A 17,657-nucleotide genomic window follows, 5' to 3' on the forward strand; every position below is an offset into this window, starting at 1 on the left:
ACCGGCAAAAGACCGGGAAAAGAAATTTGTATCCAAATGCAGGGGACTCCTGCAGAGGAAGAAAGCAGCTGCCAGGAGCAACTGCGAAAATTTCACAAAGTTGAACTGCACAATCCGAGGATGGATAAACTACTTCAGCATTGGGGAAATGAAAAGTTTCATGAAAGAATTTGGGAAATGGCTTAGACATCGGGTGAGGGCAATTATCCTCAAACAATGGAAAAGGCCAAGAACAATCATCAAGAACCTTGAAATACTGAAACGCATAACCCACAATGGGATTGACAGGAAATGGATTCTCATAGCAGGAAATTCCAGAAGAGGACTGTATAGACGGGCAAACCTGCCCTGCGTCGAATGGTTGATTAACAACAAAATGCTGGAAACGCCGACAAAGGACAGACCGGGATTGGTCAATCCATTGAAGTACTATCTGAGCTTAAGGAATAGATGTAACAATGTAGCGCCGTATACGAGGACCGTACGTACGGTGCAATGGGAGGGCTAATAACTCTACCCTATTGAAAATATTTATTCCTTCTCTATCCGGATATAGCTTTCATCCCGCTTGAAATGTTTCGTCATATCCAGCTGGAACCGGGGCACCTGGCCTTCCGCCGTGATTTCCACTTCCCGGATATTCGGAAATTCTGTTAACGTATCCACCGTCATCGCAGTAAAGAGAGTCTGGGCCGTTTCACTGTTCAGGGTATTCAGACTTTTATTGAAATTTACATAAGCCACCCCATCTTTAATGGAAATGCTTTTTAACGTCAGGTCGGCCGGCAGAATCGGGTATTTGGCATGACGGTCAGCGCGGATCATTTCCTCGATACTGTTTTTGGCCGTGCGGTCTGCTGCTTTTACTTTCATCTGAACCGGAATGATTTTGAGTCCATCTTCCGATGCCTTATAGAAGACCAGAGTGGCTTCTTTCTCTGCCGGCGCTTTTTCCGCCTGGGCAGAAAGGGCAGGGGAAGACAGGCTCCTGGATGCGGATGGATCGGTACTGGAACAGCCCGACAGGGCAAGACTTATGAGAAGGATACCGGCGAGCCCGGTCATAAGAGTGTGTTTTTTCATTCTTTAGTTCCTCCTCAGCTGATTGCTGCAAAATAGTTGACAAGACCATTGAAAAGGCTCTGGGCAATGCTCTTGGGCGCCCATTTGGAAGTGAGCATCTTTGCCCGGTGGCTGTTGGTGATGAATCCCATTTCCATAAGCACCGATGGCATGGCGGTATGTTCATTGACATAGAAATCATTGGATTTCACGCCCCGGTCCGGGATGGCAAGAGAATCCTGCGTGGCCTGATGCATCATCTGGGCAAGGAGAAGGTCACGGGAACTTTTTGCAGTATAGTAAGCGGTGGTGCCGTCTATGGAACCATTGGCGAAGGAATCAATGTGAATAGAAACAAATGCATCTGCATGAGCTTCATTGGCCACATCACAGCGGGCCTGAAGCTCAGGTGTAGCGTTGGCCCAGGGGCCATATACATCTTTATCTGCAGAACGGGTCATAACGACTTTAGCTCCTGCGGACTGAAGCATATCACGGAGCGGGAGTGCAATGGAAAGAGTGATATCTTTCTCATAGACATCCTTTCCCCCGATATGGCCAATAGCTCCCACGTCCGTACCACCGTGTCCCGGGTCCAGACAGATGATTTTCCCTTTCAGTGCGGATTTGGCATCTTTTGAAACATTGTATTTCTGGGAAGAGCGTGAACTTTGGGAAGATTTGGAAGGCTTTGCCGTCGTCGGTGCGGGGGATGCAGCCGGTTTTTTATAAGTCTGTTTAGCCCCGAGCACGGGAATATCGATAACCAGGCGATGCGGCTTTTTCAGTTTGGCATCCGGGCGGAGTGCAAAAACGCGGATATCATCAATCTTCTGCGCTTTGGAAAGTGCCACATCCAGGTACGTGTCGCCATCCCTTTCGGAAACCGTAGCAAAATCAATGGCCCGGGGGTCCATGTCATACTGGGAGGCAATCTTCCCCATGGATGTCTTTTTCAGGATGACTTCAAAGTTCTTGCCTTCATTATCGATAGCCGCTTCTGCATGGATGGCTTTTGACAGATCCATGGCGATGCGGACAAAAGGCGGATCCCCGTCATTTCTGGCAGTCCATCTGAAGGAAGTGATTTCCGCATTCTCGGCCATGGAAAAACTGGAGGGCAGTAAAAGGGAAATCAATAGGGCAAATAAAAGTTTATAAAATTTTTCCATAATAATCCTTTCTACCAAGATCTGCTCCGATTCTCCGGTCCATATCGGTTCGGGAGAGGAAAAGACGAAGCAGGGAAACCTGTATACGTAAAATTTTATATAGACTGATATAATAATACTATTATATCACGCCCATTCTTAATCTCCATTATGTTTTAAGAAAAATCAGTAAATTCAATCGGGATTCAACAGTACCCTGCGTGAATTTCATATTTATCCCTGTTTTTTATGGCGAAAGAAATAAAATAGTAGTAAAATATAACATATTGTCAAAATGAGATATTGTGTACTTTTTTAAAAGGGGTTTTACAGTTGAAATTTTTATCCGGATATCGGAAAATGGCAGCTCTCGTCGCTGCATCTTTTGCAATCACCGGAGTACTTTCTTTATGCTCCGGCTGTGGTTCGGAAACGCAGAAAGCAGCTTCCTCAGAGGCTTCCTCCGCAGCTGTTTCTTCATCATCACAGACTGCTCTCAAATCGGGGGTGGCCGTAGTTCACAGGGATGCCGGTGTTAAATATTCAGTACCCGAAGGCGTCTCAGTCCTGATGTACCATATGATTGGAAATGAGCAGGGGAATGCGGCCATTATGTCGGAAGCCAATCTGCGCATCCAGATGAATTACCTGAGAGACCATGGGTACCATCCCATTACCATGCAGGAACTTTATGATTATGTGACAAAAGGAGCTGCCCTTCCGGAGAAACCGGTCTGCATTACATTCGATGATGGATACCTCGACAGCTATACAATTGTTTATCCTTTAATGAAGGAATATGGCTTCCCCTGGACTCTCTTCGTCATTACCGACAATGTGGGTCAGCCTTATAACCGCATGACCTGGGACCAGCTCAAGGAAATGGCGGAAAGCCATACCGTGACGATTTCCAACCATACTCTTTCCCATCCCAAACTTCATAACCTGGCGACGGCAAAAGAAAAAGAAAATGAAATCGTGGGAGCCAATCAGGCTTTGAAATACCACCTGGGGATTGATAATGCCTGGCTCGCCTATCCCTATGGGGATTACGATGATGAAATCATCAAGATCTGCAAAAAGGCCGGTATCAAAATGGCAGTCACCACCGATTCCGGACGCGTCCATGCAGGAAGCTATCCCTATGATTTAAAGAGAGTCTATATCGGCAACGACATATCTATTGCCCGTTTCTCGGAACGGCTGAATAAAGATAACTATACCCCGGTCTGATATTTCCTGCTTCCACCTCAGGAAGCGGATGCTTTTTGCACGCAAATCTATCGTCTTACATTAGGAGCAGGAATGAAACGTATTTTTCATAACTTTATTTTCCGTTTCGTCATTATGACTCTGATTTTCTTCATCGTTACATCGCCGATTGTTGTCCTTTTCGGACCATTTGGAAACCTGAAAAGAGCGGTGGTGGGGGCCATCATGAGATCCCGGCATCCCCAGTATATTACCTGGCTGTATAACCAGGATGAACTGAACCGGATTCTGGGCGTCGTAAAGACAACGGATACGCAGAAGGTATTTTCCTTCAAACCCAGAACCGATTCCACCCTGAAACTGAAAAAGATAGAAACTTCCCGCTTTGTGGGATATCTTCTGGAAATACCGAATCCAACCCGTGTCCAGGTGGCTACAGCAGAGGATATCAATGAAAAAGGGGATACTACCAGCAATATCGCCAAGAAAAATAATGCTGTAGCGGCTATTAATGGTGGAGGTTTTTATGATCCGAACGGAACAGGTACGGGCCGTCTGCCTTACGGCTTTATTCTTCACCAGGGCAAGTACCTTCTAGGCCAGCAGGTAGATGACAAAGAGAAAGTTGATTTCGTGGGCATGACAAGGAGCGGCAACCTGATTGCCGGCAACTATAATAAGAAACAACTGCGTGATTTGGGCGCCGTTGAAGGCCTGACATTCGGGCCGCCTCTTATCATTAACGGACAGAAAGTCATCAAAAGCGGTGACGGCGGCTGGGGAATCTCACCACGTTCTGCCATTGGGCAGAAAAAAGACGGTACCATGCTTTTCCTTGTTATAGACGGACGGCAGCCGGGATACAGCATCGGCGCCACTCTGGTCGATTCCCAGAATATCCTTTACGAAAATGGCGCTTACATAGCAGCCAATCTGGATGGTGGTTCTTCCACCACTCTGTATTACAATGGAAAAGTTGTGAACAAGCCGGCAGACCTTCTTGGCGAGCGCATGATTCCGACCGCATTTATCGTGAAATAAGGAGGACAGAGTGAATAAAAAATTCGTTGAATTTGCAGTCTGCTTTGTCCTGGGACTCGGCGTGCAGGCAGGCGCCTATGTATACATGGATCAGGTGCTCTTCGCGCCCCTTTCGAGTGGCGATTATGACATGAGTGATGTAAAAGATAAGGTGGCTGAGGCAGCTGAAAAAGCGGGGAAAAAGATTTTTGCCGGCGTGACTGTCAAAGGTAAAGCTTATTACTCTTATGACTATAAATATATGGCTGATGTAACGGCCGATTCAGTCACTATCTACAAAGCCGAGGCACTGAATAATCCGCAGAAAATTAATCTGAAAAATCAGGGCGTTTCCTTCTTTGAATGGATGCCTGACCGCAACCTGGCACTTATGGCCCTTTACCCTGTTCATTGGAAAGGCGGCCGCTGGGATGTCACCCTGGCCAGATATAACCCGGAAGGGACCACCCATGAATCAGATGCTCCTATCCGCGATCTCCCCAGAAATGCAAAAATTGTGGATGTTGCTTACTCCACGGCTACGAATGCGGTCTATATGAAAATGGAAGTGGGGAAGGGACTTTACCGCATTTATCGCACTGATGCGAACTATGATACCCGCCGGATTTACGTACAGACATCCCATATTGGAAAGCTGGCTGTGTACTATGATAAAGATCGCCTGTTTTATGATGACAGTCAGAAGGGAATCATGTATACTTTTAACGGGGATGACAGTTCCTGGCGTGTTATTTCCCCGCCCGGCGCATTCCGCCTGGTCGGCCTTGGCGATGATAAGACCATTTACGCCGCCAAAATTAATTCAAAAGGAGAAGCTACTGCCTACTATACGGGTATGCTCGGGGTGGGCTTTAAAGAAGTGAAAGCCCTGGATACTCCGGTCGAATTTAATTCCATTACAATCCATATGATTAAAGAAGCGGCCCTGCATTCCAATAAATGATGAAAATCCGTGAACATGATCAATCATTGCTCACGGATTTTGTGTATTTCGGAAAGGGAAAGATAGAATTTGGTGCTGTCATATACAGGCCAAAATGGTATAATAATTCAGAGTTAGTGATTGTTACAGGAAAGGAGGCAATTTAATGGATAGAGACGAAGAAATCTATACAGCCGATGACAGACTGATCGTGGCCCTGGACGTGGATTCCTTTGACAAAATGAAAGCGCTGGTAGATGAATTGGGGGATCTCGTTTCCTTCTATAAAGTGGGAATGGAACTCTATTACAGTGCAGGCAGTGAAACCATTCGTTATCTGAAAGAACACGGGAAAAAAGTATTTCTTGATTTGAAGCTTCATGATATTCCCAATACCGTGGGACATAGTGTGGCATCAGTTACCAGACTGGGAGTAAATCTCATTACTGTTCATGCAGCCGGCGGTCGTGCCATGATGCAGGCAGCATCCCGATATGCAAAAATCACAGCCGATGAACTTGGGGTGGAAAGGCCGAAGATTCTCGCAGTTACCGTCCTGACAAGTTTTGATGATCAGGGATGGCAGGAGGTGGGAGGACATCTGCCTATTCAGGAGCATGTCCTTGAACTTGCCGGACTTGCCAGAAATTCAGGCGTTGATGGCGTGGTAGCATCCCCCAAAGAGGCTGCTTCTATCCGTAAAATGGCAGGAAACGATTTCCTGATTGTTACGCCGGGTATCCGTCCATCTTTTGCCCAGACCGATGATCAGAAACGTATAGCAACGCCGTCTCAGGCATTTAAAGATGGGTCTTCCATGCTTGTTATTGGCCGGCCTATTACACAGGCCATAGATCCCTGCACGGCAGCCAGGCTGATTTTAAAAGAAATAAAGGAGAATGCATGATGAACGAAAAAGAAGTAGAAGCTTTACTCAAAGAGACGAGAGCCATTCTGGAAGGACATTTCCTTCTCACCAGCGGTCTCCATAGCCCGCTCTATGTTGAAAAATTCAATGTTCTTCAGCATCCTGAATACACGGAAAAACTTTGTGAAGAATTTGCCAGTCATTTCAAGGGGATGGGAATTGAAACGGTCATCGGACCTGCTACCGGCGGCATTATTCTCTCTCAAGTCACTGCCCGCCTTCTTGGCGTCCGTTCCATCTTTACGGAAAGAGAAAATGGCAAAATGACTCTTCGCCGTGGATTTAAGGTGGCCCCCGGTGAAAAAGTCCTGATTGTGGAAGATATTGTCACTACTGGCGGATCGATCAAAGAAGTCGTTGACGTTGTCAATAAAGCAAAAGGAGACATTGTCGGAATCGGTCTTCTGGTTGATCGTTCCGGCGGCATTGCTGATTTCGGCGTTCCTCCTGAAAAAGTATATCCTCTGCTGCACCTGACGGTTCCGACCTATAAGCCGGATGAATGTCCTCTGTGCAAGGCTGGCGTTCCGCTTACCGAAAGAGGAAGCCATCACCTGAAGAAATAACCATTTTATAAATTGATTTCCATAATAAAAACTCCGGAATTTCCGGAGTTTTTATTATGCTTTATAGCTGCTGGACAAAGGAAGAAAGCTGATTATATCAGATGTTCTTAAGCAGATGATTTAATCCCTGACGACTTCCTGCCCTTCAGTCAGCTCAACAAAAAGGTTGTGGACCGTTGTAATTTTGTCGATTTTCCAGGCATTGGCTCCGCAGAATACCAGCCCGTTGTCTACATCTCCTTTGACCGCACGGATGAGAGCCTGCGTAATGCAGTAAGGTGTCGTGCCAGGATCACAGGTTTTCAGGCAGTGGAAACAATTCGTTACCGGCATACGGCGCTCACGGACCGCGCAGATGAAGGGATTCAGGAGAGCTCTTCCCGGCATATGAACAGGGCTCTGTACGATGGTAACATCTTTTGCCTTTGAGTTGACATACATGTTTTTAAAAGCATCAGAGGCATCACATTCTTTTGTGGCTACGAAGCGGGTTGCCATCTGAACGCCGGATAGACCCAAAGACAGATAATGGAGAATATCTTTTTTGTCAAAAACTCCTCCACCAAACACGACAGGAATTTTTTTATGGAATTTTTCCTCAAACTCTTTTATTACATCAAGGATTTCCAGAATTTCTTTCTCGTAACCGTCATTGGCATGTTCAGCTACCTGCTCCCTGGTGTATCCCAGATGGCCGCCCGCCTTAGGACCTTCGATGACGACCAGATCGGCTGTACGGTTATGATGACGGGCCCAAAGTTTCAGAATGACCCTTGCAGCTTTGGGAGACCCGATGATGGGAGCGATTTTGGTATCAGTGCCTTCTACACATACCGGCAAATCTGCAGGGAGACCGGCTCCGGAGAAAATGATATCCGCGCCATTTTCGGCGGCAGTACGGGCATAATCTTCATAATGCCGGCCCCGCCACATGATATTGACACCAATGATACCGCTTTTAGCTTTCTCTCTTGCCTTTTTAAGCTGATCCTTAAGGGCACGGATATTGGCATTCACCGTATTGGTGCGAAAGTCAGGCTCATTGAACCCGATTTGGGCGGCTGAAATGACGCCGATCCCTCCTTCTTTTGCCACGGCACCGGCCAGTCCCGAAAGACTGACACCGATTCCCATACCTCCCTGAATGATAGGAAAGCTGGCAGTCAAATCTCCGATATGCAGTTTTGGTAAAGTCATGGTAAACTCCTGTTTGAAATAAAATCATACAAAATCAATATAATATTTAATAAATATAGAATACAAAAACAATTGATATTTACTGTATATTATTACATTATGCGATGTAAGTCAATGAAAATAACAAAAATAATGGAAATAAATAATATAACAAAAATACAATATAGTTTATATATTTGAACGAAGAAATAAAAATTAATATCTGAAAAAGCGTGAGACGACAGAAATCATAGGATCCCCGTTGATTTTTGGCAGGCGGCAGTACTGCTTTTATTTCGATTATGACTATGCAGTACTTGTCATTTTGTGGTATAGTATTAACAGCAGGTGATAATTTATGGAAAAGTGTAAAATGGATAAAAATGAAAGAAGAGAAGCCATACAGACTTTGCTCCGCCACAATCCATGTCTGACAGATGGGGATCTGGCAGAACATTTTTCTGTTTCCATAGCTACAATCAGACTGGACCGGCAGGCTTTGGGGATTCCCCAGATGCGGGAAAGGGTCGAGCAGCTGGTTGCATTGCAGCCTACCGAAGGCCGGTCGGATGTAAGAATTCTGGATTTGGACATTGGGGAAAAAGGGGTAGGGCTTTTTACCACGACTGAGGAAATGGTTGATCAGGCCGGCATGGTTTCTGCAGAAAAATTGTATGGCGCTGCGGCCGGATTTGCCCAGTCTCTTGCCGGAGTGCCTTTTGCATCTACTCAGGTAGGAAATATCAAGTATAAGATTCCCGTACAGCCGGGCTCCGTACTTATTGTCAAAGGACGGATAGTCCTTATGCGGGGGAATAAAAAACATATTTACATCAGCTTTTTCCGGGGAGATCTGGAAGTTTACCGGGCAAAGTTTATCATGGAAATTTCAGGTCAGATGGAGGCTGCCCATGGATAAAATAGCGATTGATGCAATGGGTGGTGATTTCGCACCACTGGAAATTGTGCTTGGTGCCATTCAGGCGGTACGGGAATATAAAATTCCCGTCGTGCTTGTAGGTGATCAGGAGAAGATTATTGATATTCTGAAAAACAATCATGAGGAAACCAATCCCCTCATTGAAATACAGCATGCGTCCCAGGTCATTGAAATGGGTGAGCATCCGGGAATGGCTTACAGGAAGAAAAAAGATGCTTCCATATCTGTGGGCGCAAAGCTTGTCAGGGAAGGCAAATGCGGCGCTATCGTAGCACCCGGGTCTACCGGAGCTGCAGTTACGGCGGGACTCCTCGGTATAGGCAGAATTCGCGGGATCGAACGGCCTGCTATTCTTACGCCTATTCCTAATGAAAAGGGCGGCTATACTTACCTCATTGATTCCGGTGCAAGTGCCCAGCCTAAATTGGAAACCTATGTCCAGAATGCTCTCCTCGGCTATATTTATGCTAAAAAAGTGGCAGGCATCGATAATCCTAAAATTGGCCTGCTGAATATCGGTGCGGAAAGCGCGAAGGGAAGTCCTCTTGTGGCAGAAGCTTATCAGGCCCTTTCCAGGCAGAAGATTATTCCTTTTGCAGGCAATGCAGAAGGACGGGATGTGATGACCGGTGACTTTGACGTAGTAGTGACTGACGGATTTACCGGTAATGTAGTCCTGAAATTTGGTGAAGGGGCAGGAAGGCTTGTATTTGCCCTTCTAAAGAATGCCATTGCAAAAGGGGGGTTCAAGGCAAAGCTGGGGGCTTTGTTCCTGAAGTCCGCCCTGAAAAAATATATGGCAAAGCCTCTTGATTACGCTGAATACGGCGGAGCCCAGCTCCTGGGTATTAAAGGGGTAGTGGTCATCTGCCATGGCGCATCCAAAGCAAAAGCTATTAAAAATGCCGTTTATATGGCAAGAAATGTGTGCCGTGAGCACATTGATGAGGCTATTAAAGAAACACTGGAACAGATGAACAAAGAAAATACGGAAAGCGCGGAAAACGCTTAATATTAAAGTTTGACTTTTACCGGAAAGGGATTCTTGGAATGATAGAAAAACGATATGCCGGCATTCTGGGAACCGGTCATTATGTTCCTGAAAAAATACTGACAAATAGTGATTTGGAAAAAATGGTGGATACCTCGGATGAATGGATTCGAACGAGAACCGGCATTGAAATGAGGCATCTGGCAGCCAGGTCAGAGAATACATCTGATTTATGTGTGAAAGCTGCATTGCCGGCCATAGAAGCTGCCGGTCTTGAGCCCGATGATATTGATTTCGTACTGGTAGCAACTGCATCTCCAGACTATGTGGTTCCCTCTACGGCCTGTCTCGTGCAGGACAAGCTGGGACTTACCCATGCAGGCGCTATGGATATTTCTGCAGGCTGTTCGGGTTTCATTTATGCCACGGCTTTGGCATCCAATCTGGTAAAATCAGGTATGTACAGACATATATTGATCATCGGGGCAGAAATACTTTCCCGTCTAACCAACTGGCATGATCGTTCCACCTGTGTGCTTTTTGGTGATGGGGCAGGTGCTGCCGTGATTGGGGAAACAGAGGAAGGTTATGGACTTCTTTCCTCTGATCTCGGATCCGATGGAAGTCTGGGAAAAATTCTGGATATTCCTGCCAGTGGAGTGGCGGAACCTGTAACTCACCGTTCTATTGATTCCGGCCGTATTTATATTCATATGGAAGGCCCGGAGGTCTTCAAAGCTGCCGTAAGACATATGGGAGCAACCACACTAAATGCTTTAGATAAGGCCGGACTCCAAAAAGAAGATATTGACATGTTCATTGCCCATCAGGCCAATAATCGGATTATCCAGGCCATTGCCAAAAGGTTGGGGATACCGGCCGATAAAATGTGGGTCAATGTGAACCGTTTTGGCAATACGTCGGCAGCTTCTGTAGGGATTGCTCTGGACGAGGCTGTCAGGGCCGGAAGAGTAAAAAGAGGTGACATTGTCGTCCTTTCGGGATTTGGCGCCGGACTCACATGGGGCTCTGACGTATTGAGATGGATTTATTGAATCCTTTGATTTCAATGAGGTGATTATATGAAAAAAGCATTTCTTTTCCCCGGACAGGGCTCACAAAAAGTGGGCATGGTCCACGATTTGTATGAGAAATATGATTCTGTCAAAAAACTGATTCATGAAGCTGATGATACGCTGGGCTTTTCAATTTCCAAAATGATGTTTGAAGGACCGGATACGGATCTGATGAAGACTGAATTTACTCAGCCTGCCATTTTGACAGCCAGTGTGGCTGTATGGAAGGTATTGAAGGAACAGGGGATCGAGCCGGACATTGCCGCCGGGCACAGCCTTGGCGAATATTCGGCCCTTGTTGCCGCAGGTGCGATGTCTTTTGCCGATGCAGTAAATACAGTTCATCTTCGCGGTCGTTTCATGCAGGAAGCAGTACCGCTGGGTGAAGGAGGAATGGCAGCAGTCATTGGCCTGAAGCCGGAAAGAATTGTGGAAGTATGCAAAGAGGTTTCTGAAGAAACCTGCCCTGTACAGGCTGTAAATTTCAATTGCCCCGGTCAGGTTGTCATTGCCGGTGCTGCAAAAGCTGTAGAAAAGGCATGCAAAGCGCTTAAGGAAGCCGGCGCACGCCGTGCCATTATGCTGAAAGTGAGTGCGCCCTTCCATTCTACGTTGATGGAACCGGCTGCTTCTAAACTGAAGGAAGTTCTTGATCACATCGATATTCATGATACATTTATTCCGGTAGTAGCCAATGTAAATGCAAAAGAAGAAATGAAGGCTGACGAAATCAGGAAGAACCTGGTGGAGCAGGCAGCACACCCCGTACTCTGGGAAGAATCTATCAGAAACATGATTGAAGGTGGAGTTGATTATACGGTTGAAGCCGGCCCGGGCACAGTCCTTTCCGGATTCATGAGAAAGATTGACCGTTCCATTCCATGCCATCATGCCGAAGATTTGGCAACGCTGGAAGAAGTCGTTAAAGCTTTAAAGGGAGAATAAGTGATGGAAGATATTCAAAGAACCGCCCTTGTTACCGGGGCTTCCCGTGGGATTGGCCGTGCCATCGCTCTTAAACTGGCTGGCAGCGGCTATACGGTTGCTATTAATTATGCGGGCAGTCACGATGCGGCAGCTAAGGTGAAGGATGAGATTGAAGCCGCTGGCGGAAAGGCCATCCTCCTTCAGGGTGATGTGTCCAGAGCAGAAGATGTTGACCGCATTTTCAAAACCGTTAAAGAAGAATTTGGCACACTTGATGTGCTGGTTAATAATGCCGGGATTAACAGGGATGCCCTGCTGATCCGTATGAAAGAAGATAACTGGGATGATGTGATTGCCACGGATCTTAAGAGCGATTTCCTGACAATCAAAGCGGCCGCCATGATGATGATGAGAAAGAAAAAAGGGTCTATTATCAATATTTCTTCTGTAGTAGGTGTGATGGGCAATGCAGGTCAGGCCAACTATGCAGCTGCTAAAGCAGGTGTTATCGGATTAACCAAAGCCTGTGCCAAAGAATTGGCTCCTCGTCATATCAGAGTCAATGCCGTGGCACCGGGATTTATTGAAACTGCCATGACTGACGGGATTCCGGCAAAGCTTAGAGACGAAATGATTGCTTCGATTCCTCTGGGTCGGATGGGGCAGCCGGAAGATGTAGCTAAAGCTGTTTGTTTCCTGGCCTCTGAAGAAGCTTCCTACATAACCGGGCAGGTACTGGTTGTGGATGGCGGTATGGTGATGTAAATCTGTGGGGAAATGTGAAATTTTCTCAATCCTTTTTTCCTGTTAAATAAAAGAAATAAGATTTTCTTTATTTAACAGGAAAAAAGGTGACAAGCTCTCGTAGTTGTAATATAATCAGGAAGGTACGAATTTCAACGAAAGGTGGTGAAAATTATAATGAGCACTTTTGACAGAGTAAAGAAAATCGTTGTTGATCAGCTGGGTGTAAACGAAGCTGACGTAACTATCGATTCTACTTTCATTGACGACCTGGGCGCTGATTCCCTTGACATCGTTGAACTGATCATGGCATTCGAAGAAGAATTCGATATCGAAATTCCGGATGATGCAGCAGAAAAAATTAAAACCGTAAAGAATGCTGTAGATTACATTGACAGCCAGATTCAGTAATTGAAAGAATCAGAAATATGCATAGTGGCGCCGGGGAACATGCTTCCCCGGCAAACCAGTATGATTTGGGGAAAATGCCTCAAAAAAGCGGATTACTGTCCGTCATCCGTTTTTTTGAGGTTTTGTCCTGTTTGCTATCGTTTGCATTATGTTTTTTAAGAGGTGCTCCTTTATGGAAAAAAGAAGAGTTGTAATTACGGGTGTTGGTGTAGTGACACCGATAAGTATTGGCAAGGATGAATTCTGGAATGCCCTGATGGCAGGAAAATCCGGCATTGGGCCGATTACGGAATTCGACGCATCGGATTTCCCCGTTCGTATTGCCGGAGAAGTTAAGGATTTTGATGCTGTGAAATATGTAGGGGATAGGAAGGCTGTCCGCCACATGGATAGAAATGTTCAGTTTGCAGTAGCTGCGGCAACCATGGCTGCTGCCGATGCAAAATTGGATATGAGCGTGGAAGATCCGGATCGTATTGGGACCATTATTGGTACTGGTATCGGCGGTATTACTACTATGGAAGATACAGTTCATCGCATCGATACCAGGGGACCGGCCAAGGTAAATCCATTTTCAGTGCCTATGATGATTGCCAATATGGCAGCCGGACAGGTATCCATTAATTTTGGACTTATGGGACCGGTTCTTGCAGATGTTACTGCCTGCGCTTCCGGAAATAATGCTATCGGCCGGGCAACCAGGACTATTCAGTATGGTGACGCGGACGTTATGTTTGCCGGCGGTACGGAAGCTGCCGTGGCGAAGACTCCGATGGCCGGATTTGCCGCCATGAAAGCACTTTCTTCCAGAGATTGTCCTCCGGAAGAAGCATCCTGCCCCTTTGATGAAAGACGAGATGGTTTTGTTCTTGGCGAAGGCAGTGGAATGCTGATTCTGGAAGAGCTGGAACATGCCAAAAAGAGAGGCGCTCATATTTATGGTGAAGTAATCGGTTATGGTTCCAATGGCGATGCATATCACATCACTGCTCCCAGACCGGGCGGACTTCTGGCTGCAAAGTGCATGGAAAGAGCCATCAAAGATGCCGGCATTTCTCCGGATGATATTGATTACATCAATGCTCATGGTACTTCCACTGGTTTGAACGACAAGAATGAAACCAAGGCTATTAAAGATGTCCTTGGTAAACATGCTTATGAAGTGGTGATTAATTCCACAAAATCCATGACTGGTCATCTCCTTGGTGCTGCCGGTGCTATCGAAGCCGTGGTATGCGTGCTTTCTATCCAGCATAACCGTGTTCATCAGACCCTTAATTTGAAGACTCCGGATCCGGAATGTGATCTTGACTATGTTCAGGAAGGTCCGAGAGATGTGAATGTGAATGTGACTATGTCCAATGCCTTTGGCTTTGGCGGACACAATGCAGTTGTCATCATGAGGCGTTATGAAGAATGAGTCATGCCGAGGCAAGACGGAAAGAACGTCTGCTTGAAGTTCGACGGTTCGTGGAGGAGAACGAACTTCCTATTAAAAATTATGGACTGTTGAATATTGCCTTGACCCATACTTCCTATGCCAATGAACATAAAAATGAAGTCATTCATGATAATGAGAGATTGGAATTCCTTGGCGATGCAGTGCTTGATCTGGTAGTCGGAGAATATCTCTTTCTGCGGTTTCCTACATGGCCGGAGGGAGAGTTGACAAGAGCCAAAGCCAGCGCTGTCTGCAAACCGGCCTGTGCTGAATGTGCAGCAAAATTTCAGGTGGGTCGCTATATGCTTCTTGGACGGGGCGAAGAAATGTCCGGCGGCAGGACAAGGGTTTCTATCCTGGGTGATGCTTTCGAAGCTGTTATAGGGGCTATTTATCTGGATAATAATTATGAGGTGGCAGCCCGATTTATACTCGGACACCTGAAGAAATATCTGGATCTTATTGATGAAGGAAACTATGATCATGATTATAAATCTGATCTTCAGGAGTTGGTCCAGAAACATGGCGATGTCAGCATCCGTTATGAAGTAACCCATGATGAAGGACCGGACCATGATAAAACTATCTGGATGCATATCCTCATTAATGGCAAGGATTTTGGAAGCGGCATAGGTAAAAACAAAAAGGAAGCTGCCCAGCGGGCAGCTAAAGAGGCTATCAAGCGGATTCAATCCGGTGAAAGAGTATGAAACAGAGTGAAGAAGTGAGTTTTCATTTCTTCACTTTTTTTGATATGATTTGTTTAATTCTCAGTTTAATGCACCTTGATTTTTGAAATTACCAAAAGTCCGTTCTTTATTTGTTCATTTTAATAGGCTCTTATGATATAATAAAATAGAAAAAATTCGATAATTCATGTAAGATACCCGGCAGATTTGCATTGACGGGCAGGTAAAGATACAGGAGAACTGGTATGGATCGTTCCAGAATCAAACGTCAATATACGGAGCCGGCGATTCCTTTCCAATTGAAAGCGCCATTCAAGCCAATGGGAGATCAGCCAAAAGCAGTAGAATCCCTTGTCAAAGGGCTGAAAGAAGGTGACTGGGCTCAGGTCTTGCTTGGGGCAACGGGAACAGGCAAGACTTTTACTATGGCCAAAGTAATTGAAGAAGTACAGAGGCCGACGCTTATTATTTCGCCAAACAAGACACTGGCGGCTCAGACGGCCAGCGAATTCAAAGACTTCTTTCCGGATAATGCGGTTTATTATTTTGTCAGTTATTATGACTATTATCAGCCGGAATCCTATGTCCCGCAGACAGATACATACATTGAAAAAGACTCTTCCCGAAATGAGGAAATTGACCGACTTCGTCATTCTGCCACGATGGCCCTTTTTGAGCGCAGGGATGTTATTATCGTAGCTTCCGTGTCCTGTATTTATGGCCTTGGGGACCCGGAGGATTACAGTACCATGGGTCTTTCCCTAAGGCCCGGGGAAGAAATAGAACGGGATACCATTATTGAGAAACTGGTCAATATGCAGTATATGCGGAATGACATGAATTTCACCCGCGATACTTTCCGGGTCCGGGGTGATACGATCGATGTTTTTCCCGCGTCAGAGAACAATATAGCCGTACGAATTGAAATGTTCGGGGATGAAATTGATTCCCTTACTGAATTTGATGTACTTACCGGGGAGATGGTTGCGGAGAGAAATCATATCGGCATTTTCCCGGCTTCCCATTACGTTACAAGCTCTGACAAACTGAGAAAGGCCATAACTTCCATTGAAGAGGAACTGCAGCAGCAGCTTAAGATCCTGCGCAGTCAGGATAAGCTGCTGGAAGCGCAGCGTCTGGAGCAACGGACAAATTATGATATAGAAATGATGCAGGAAGTAGGTTACTGTTCAGGGATTGAAAATTATTCCCGGCATATGTCGAACCGGAAACCCGGCGAGCCGCCCTATACGTTGCTTGATTATTTCCCGGATGATTTCATGATCATGATTGACGAATCCCATGTTACCGTACCTCAGCTTCGAGCCATGTACAATGGAGACCAGTCCAGAAAGAGGACACTGGTAGATTATGGCTTCCGCCTGCCCAGCGCCCTCGATAACCGGCCTCTGACTTTTGACGAATTCACGGAAAGAATCAATCAGATTATTTATGTATCTGCCACTCCCGGGCCTTATGAAATGGGAGTGCAGACGAATCTGGCTGAACAGATTATCAGGCCCACCGGACTGCTTGATCCAAGTATTGAAGTCCGACCCATAGAAGAACAGATGGATGATCTTCTCGGGGAGATTCACAAGCGGGAGGATTTGCACGAAAGAGTGCTCATTACCACGCTTACGAAAAAGATGGCGGAAGATCTGACTGATTTCCTGACTGAAGCGGGAGTGAAGGTCAGGTATCTTCATTCCGATGTGGCTACCATCGAAAGAGCAGAAATTATCCGTGATCTTCGAGCCGGTGTTTTTGATGTACTCGTAGGAATCAACCTTCTTCGTGAAGGTCTGGATATGCCGGAAGTATCTCTGGTAGCCATTCTTGATGCCGACAAGGAAGGGTTTTTAAGGTCTGAAACATCCATGATACAGGTGATTGGACGGGCTGCCCGTAATGAGCATGGCCATGTCATCATGTATGCGGATACGGTGACCAAATCGATGCAGTATGCCATTGATGAAACAAACCGCCGCCGCGATATTCAGATGGCCTATAATAAAGAACACCATATCACACCACATACGGTACAGAAACGAGTTAAAGATCTTATCGATCTGACAAAGATTGAAGAAAAACCGGAAGGCTATCACAAATCCGTAGGAAAGGATGAACTTTCTGACGAGGAATTGTATCTGCAGATGCAGCAGACCGAAAAGGATATGAAACGGGCTGCCAAATCACTGGAATTTGAAGAAGCTGCCATGTGGCGCGACCAGCTTGCAAAACTCCGCCAGCTGTGGACAGATCGTTATGGTTCCCGGGCAGAAGCTGCCATGAAGCGGGTCAGTGCCGGTCGTAAACGGATTTATAAACCATCAAAAAAGAGAATATAAGAGAGAATCTTATATTCCAGTGTATCTTT

The 17,657-nt window shown here is 46.0% G+C and carries 18 protein-coding genes; 15 read left to right on the plus strand and 3 right to left on the minus strand.

Translation table 11 applies throughout. The features are described 5' to 3' along the window. A partial coding sequence (locus VZT47_RS04530; RefSeq protein ID WP_330223786.1) for a group II intron maturase-specific domain-containing protein occupies positions 1-508 on the plus strand: 508 nt, incomplete at its 5' end. Positions 509-531: 23 nt separating this feature from the next. Here VZT47_RS04530 and VZT47_RS04535 read toward each other — a convergent pair. Continuing rightward, the gene (locus tag VZT47_RS04535; RefSeq protein ID WP_330223787.1) at positions 532-1,083 is read right to left on the minus strand and encodes a GerMN domain-containing protein; all 552 of its coding nucleotides are present in this window, start codon (positions 1,081-1,083) and stop codon (positions 532-534) included. 14 nt (positions 1,084-1,097) lie between these two features. After that, complete coding sequence (locus VZT47_RS04540) at positions 1,098-2,234, minus strand: N-acetylmuramoyl-L-alanine amidase family protein (RefSeq protein ID WP_330223788.1); 1,137 nt, start codon at positions 2,232-2,234, stop codon at positions 1,098-1,100. Between the two features lie 312 nt (positions 2,235-2,546). On the opposite strand from VZT47_RS04540, the gene VZT47_RS04545 reads away from it, so the two are divergent. The 5 genes from VZT47_RS04545 to pyrE all read left to right on the plus strand — a co-directional run bounded on the left by VZT47_RS04545 (position 2,547) and on the right by pyrE (position 6,882). Continuing rightward, on the plus strand, positions 2,547-3,446 hold the full coding sequence (locus tag VZT47_RS04545) for a polysaccharide deacetylase family protein (RefSeq protein ID WP_330223789.1): 900 nt from the start codon (positions 2,547-2,549) through the stop codon (positions 3,444-3,446). 72 nt (positions 3,447-3,518) lie between these two features. Beyond that, positions 3,519-4,466, plus strand: a complete 948-nt coding sequence (locus VZT47_RS04550) for a phosphodiester glycosidase family protein (protein WP_330223790.1) — start codon at positions 3,519-3,521, stop codon at positions 4,464-4,466. 10 nt (positions 4,467-4,476) lie between these two features. Next, a complete protein-coding gene (locus VZT47_RS04555; RefSeq protein WP_330223791.1) occupies positions 4,477-5,409 on the plus strand; it encodes a hypothetical protein in 933 nt (310 codons plus the stop codon). Positions 5,410-5,554: 145 nt separating this feature from the next. Further along, entirely contained in the window at positions 5,555-6,295 is a 741-nt protein-coding gene (gene pyrF / locus VZT47_RS04560) for an orotidine-5'-phosphate decarboxylase (RefSeq protein ID WP_330223792.1), read from the plus strand. Then, on the plus strand, positions 6,292-6,882 hold the full coding sequence (gene pyrE, locus VZT47_RS04565) for an orotate phosphoribosyltransferase (protein WP_330223793.1): 591 nt from the start codon (positions 6,292-6,294) through the stop codon (positions 6,880-6,882). The genes pyrF and pyrE overlap by 4 nt, the downstream gene beginning before the upstream one ends. Positions 6,883-7,002: 120 nt before the next feature. Here pyrE and VZT47_RS04570 read toward each other — a convergent pair whose 3' ends face one another. Beyond that, positions 7,003-8,079, minus strand: a complete 1,077-nt coding sequence (locus VZT47_RS04570) for an NAD(P)H-dependent flavin oxidoreductase (RefSeq protein ID WP_330223794.1) — start codon at positions 8,077-8,079, stop codon at positions 7,003-7,005. A 337-nt stretch (positions 8,080-8,416) separates the two neighbouring features. Between VZT47_RS04570 and VZT47_RS04575 the strand changes: the two genes are divergently transcribed. The 9 genes from VZT47_RS04575 (at position 8,417) to uvrB (ending at position 17,628) form a co-directional block, all read left to right on the plus strand. Further along, positions 8,417-8,977: a transcription factor gene (locus tag VZT47_RS04575; RefSeq protein ID WP_330223795.1), complete on the plus strand. Its 561-nt coding sequence runs from the start codon at positions 8,417-8,419 to the stop codon at positions 8,975-8,977. Then, positions 8,970-10,010, plus strand: a complete 1,041-nt coding sequence (gene plsX / locus VZT47_RS04580) for a phosphate acyltransferase PlsX (RefSeq protein WP_330223796.1) — start codon at positions 8,970-8,972, stop codon at positions 10,008-10,010. The genes VZT47_RS04575 and plsX overlap by 8 nt, the downstream gene beginning before the upstream one ends. Before the next feature lie 38 nt (positions 10,011-10,048). Then, positions 10,049-11,044, plus strand: coding sequence for a beta-ketoacyl-ACP synthase III (locus VZT47_RS04585; RefSeq protein WP_330223797.1), 996 nt, complete (start codon positions 10,049-10,051; stop codon positions 11,042-11,044). 27 nt (positions 11,045-11,071) lie between these two features. Continuing rightward, positions 11,072-12,010, plus strand: coding sequence for an ACP S-malonyltransferase (fabD, locus tag VZT47_RS04590; RefSeq protein ID WP_330223798.1), 939 nt, complete (start codon positions 11,072-11,074; stop codon positions 12,008-12,010). A 3-nt stretch (positions 12,011-12,013) separates the two neighbouring features. Beyond that, entirely contained in the window at positions 12,014-12,757 is a 744-nt protein-coding gene (gene fabG / locus VZT47_RS04595) for a 3-oxoacyl-[acyl-carrier-protein] reductase (protein WP_330223799.1), read from the plus strand. 156 nt (positions 12,758-12,913) lie between these two features. Further along, entirely contained in the window at positions 12,914-13,147 is a 234-nt protein-coding gene (locus VZT47_RS04600) for an acyl carrier protein (protein WP_008858827.1), read from the plus strand. Between the two features lie 172 nt (positions 13,148-13,319). Then, positions 13,320-14,567 (plus strand): beta-ketoacyl-ACP synthase II, encoded by a 1,248-nt coding sequence (gene fabF, locus VZT47_RS04605; RefSeq protein ID WP_330223800.1) that lies wholly within the window; start codon positions 13,320-13,322, stop codon positions 14,565-14,567. Further along, entirely contained in the window at positions 14,564-15,298 is a 735-nt protein-coding gene (gene rnc, locus VZT47_RS04610) for a ribonuclease III (protein WP_330223801.1), read from the plus strand. Before fabF ends, rnc begins: the two co-directional genes overlap by 4 nt. 224 nt (positions 15,299-15,522) lie before the next feature. Then, positions 15,523-17,628, plus strand: a complete 2,106-nt coding sequence (gene uvrB, locus VZT47_RS04615) for an excinuclease ABC subunit UvrB (protein WP_330223802.1) — start codon at positions 15,523-15,525, stop codon at positions 17,626-17,628. The last annotated feature ends 29 nt before the right edge of the window (positions 17,629-17,657 follow it).

This window comes from Dialister sp., from assembly GCF_036343215.1.
Lineage (GTDB): Bacteria > Bacillota > Negativicutes > Veillonellales > Dialisteraceae > Dialister.

Excerpts from the sequence above, each read along its gene's own strand:
- pyrE (WP_330223793.1), top strand. The coding sequence starts at position 6,292 with ATGATGAACGAAAAAGAAGTAGAAGCTTTACTCAAAGAGACGAGAGCC.
- fabF (WP_330223800.1), top strand. The coding sequence starts at position 13,320 with ATGGAAAAAAGAAGAGTTGTAATTACGGGTGTTGGTGTAGTGACACCG.
- VZT47_RS04575 (WP_330223795.1), top strand. The coding sequence starts at position 8,417 with ATGGAAAAGTGTAAAATGGATAAAAATGAAAGAAGAGAAGCCATACAG.
- fabG (WP_330223799.1), top strand. The coding sequence starts at position 12,014 with ATGGAAGATATTCAAAGAACCGCCCTTGTTACCGGGGCTTCCCGTGGG.
- pyrF (WP_330223792.1), top strand. The coding sequence starts at position 5,555 with ATGGATAGAGACGAAGAAATCTATACAGCCGATGACAGACTGATCGTG.
- VZT47_RS04585 (WP_330223797.1), top strand. The coding sequence starts at position 10,049 with ATGATAGAAAAACGATATGCCGGCATTCTGGGAACCGGTCATTATGTT.
- rnc (WP_330223801.1), top strand. The coding sequence starts at position 14,564 with ATGAGTCATGCCGAGGCAAGACGGAAAGAACGTCTGCTTGAAGTTCGA.
- fabD (WP_330223798.1), top strand. The coding sequence starts at position 11,072 with ATGAAAAAAGCATTTCTTTTCCCCGGACAGGGCTCACAAAAAGTGGGC.
- VZT47_RS04570 (WP_330223794.1), bottom strand. The coding sequence starts at position 8,079 with ATGACTTTACCAAAACTGCATATCGGAGATTTGACTGCCAGCTTTCCT.
- VZT47_RS04540 (WP_330223788.1), bottom strand. The coding sequence starts at position 2,234 with ATGGAAAAATTTTATAAACTTTTATTTGCCCTATTGATTTCCCTTTTA.
- plsX (WP_330223796.1), top strand. The coding sequence starts at position 8,970 with ATGGATAAAATAGCGATTGATGCAATGGGTGGTGATTTCGCACCACTG.
- VZT47_RS04600 (WP_008858827.1), top strand. The coding sequence starts at position 12,914 with ATGAGCACTTTTGACAGAGTAAAGAAAATCGTTGTTGATCAGCTGGGT.
- uvrB (WP_330223802.1), top strand. The coding sequence starts at position 15,523 with ATGGATCGTTCCAGAATCAAACGTCAATATACGGAGCCGGCGATTCCT.
- VZT47_RS04550 (WP_330223790.1), top strand. The coding sequence starts at position 3,519 with ATGAAACGTATTTTTCATAACTTTATTTTCCGTTTCGTCATTATGACT.
- VZT47_RS04535 (WP_330223787.1), bottom strand. The coding sequence starts at position 1,083 with ATGAAAAAACACACTCTTATGACCGGGCTCGCCGGTATCCTTCTCATA.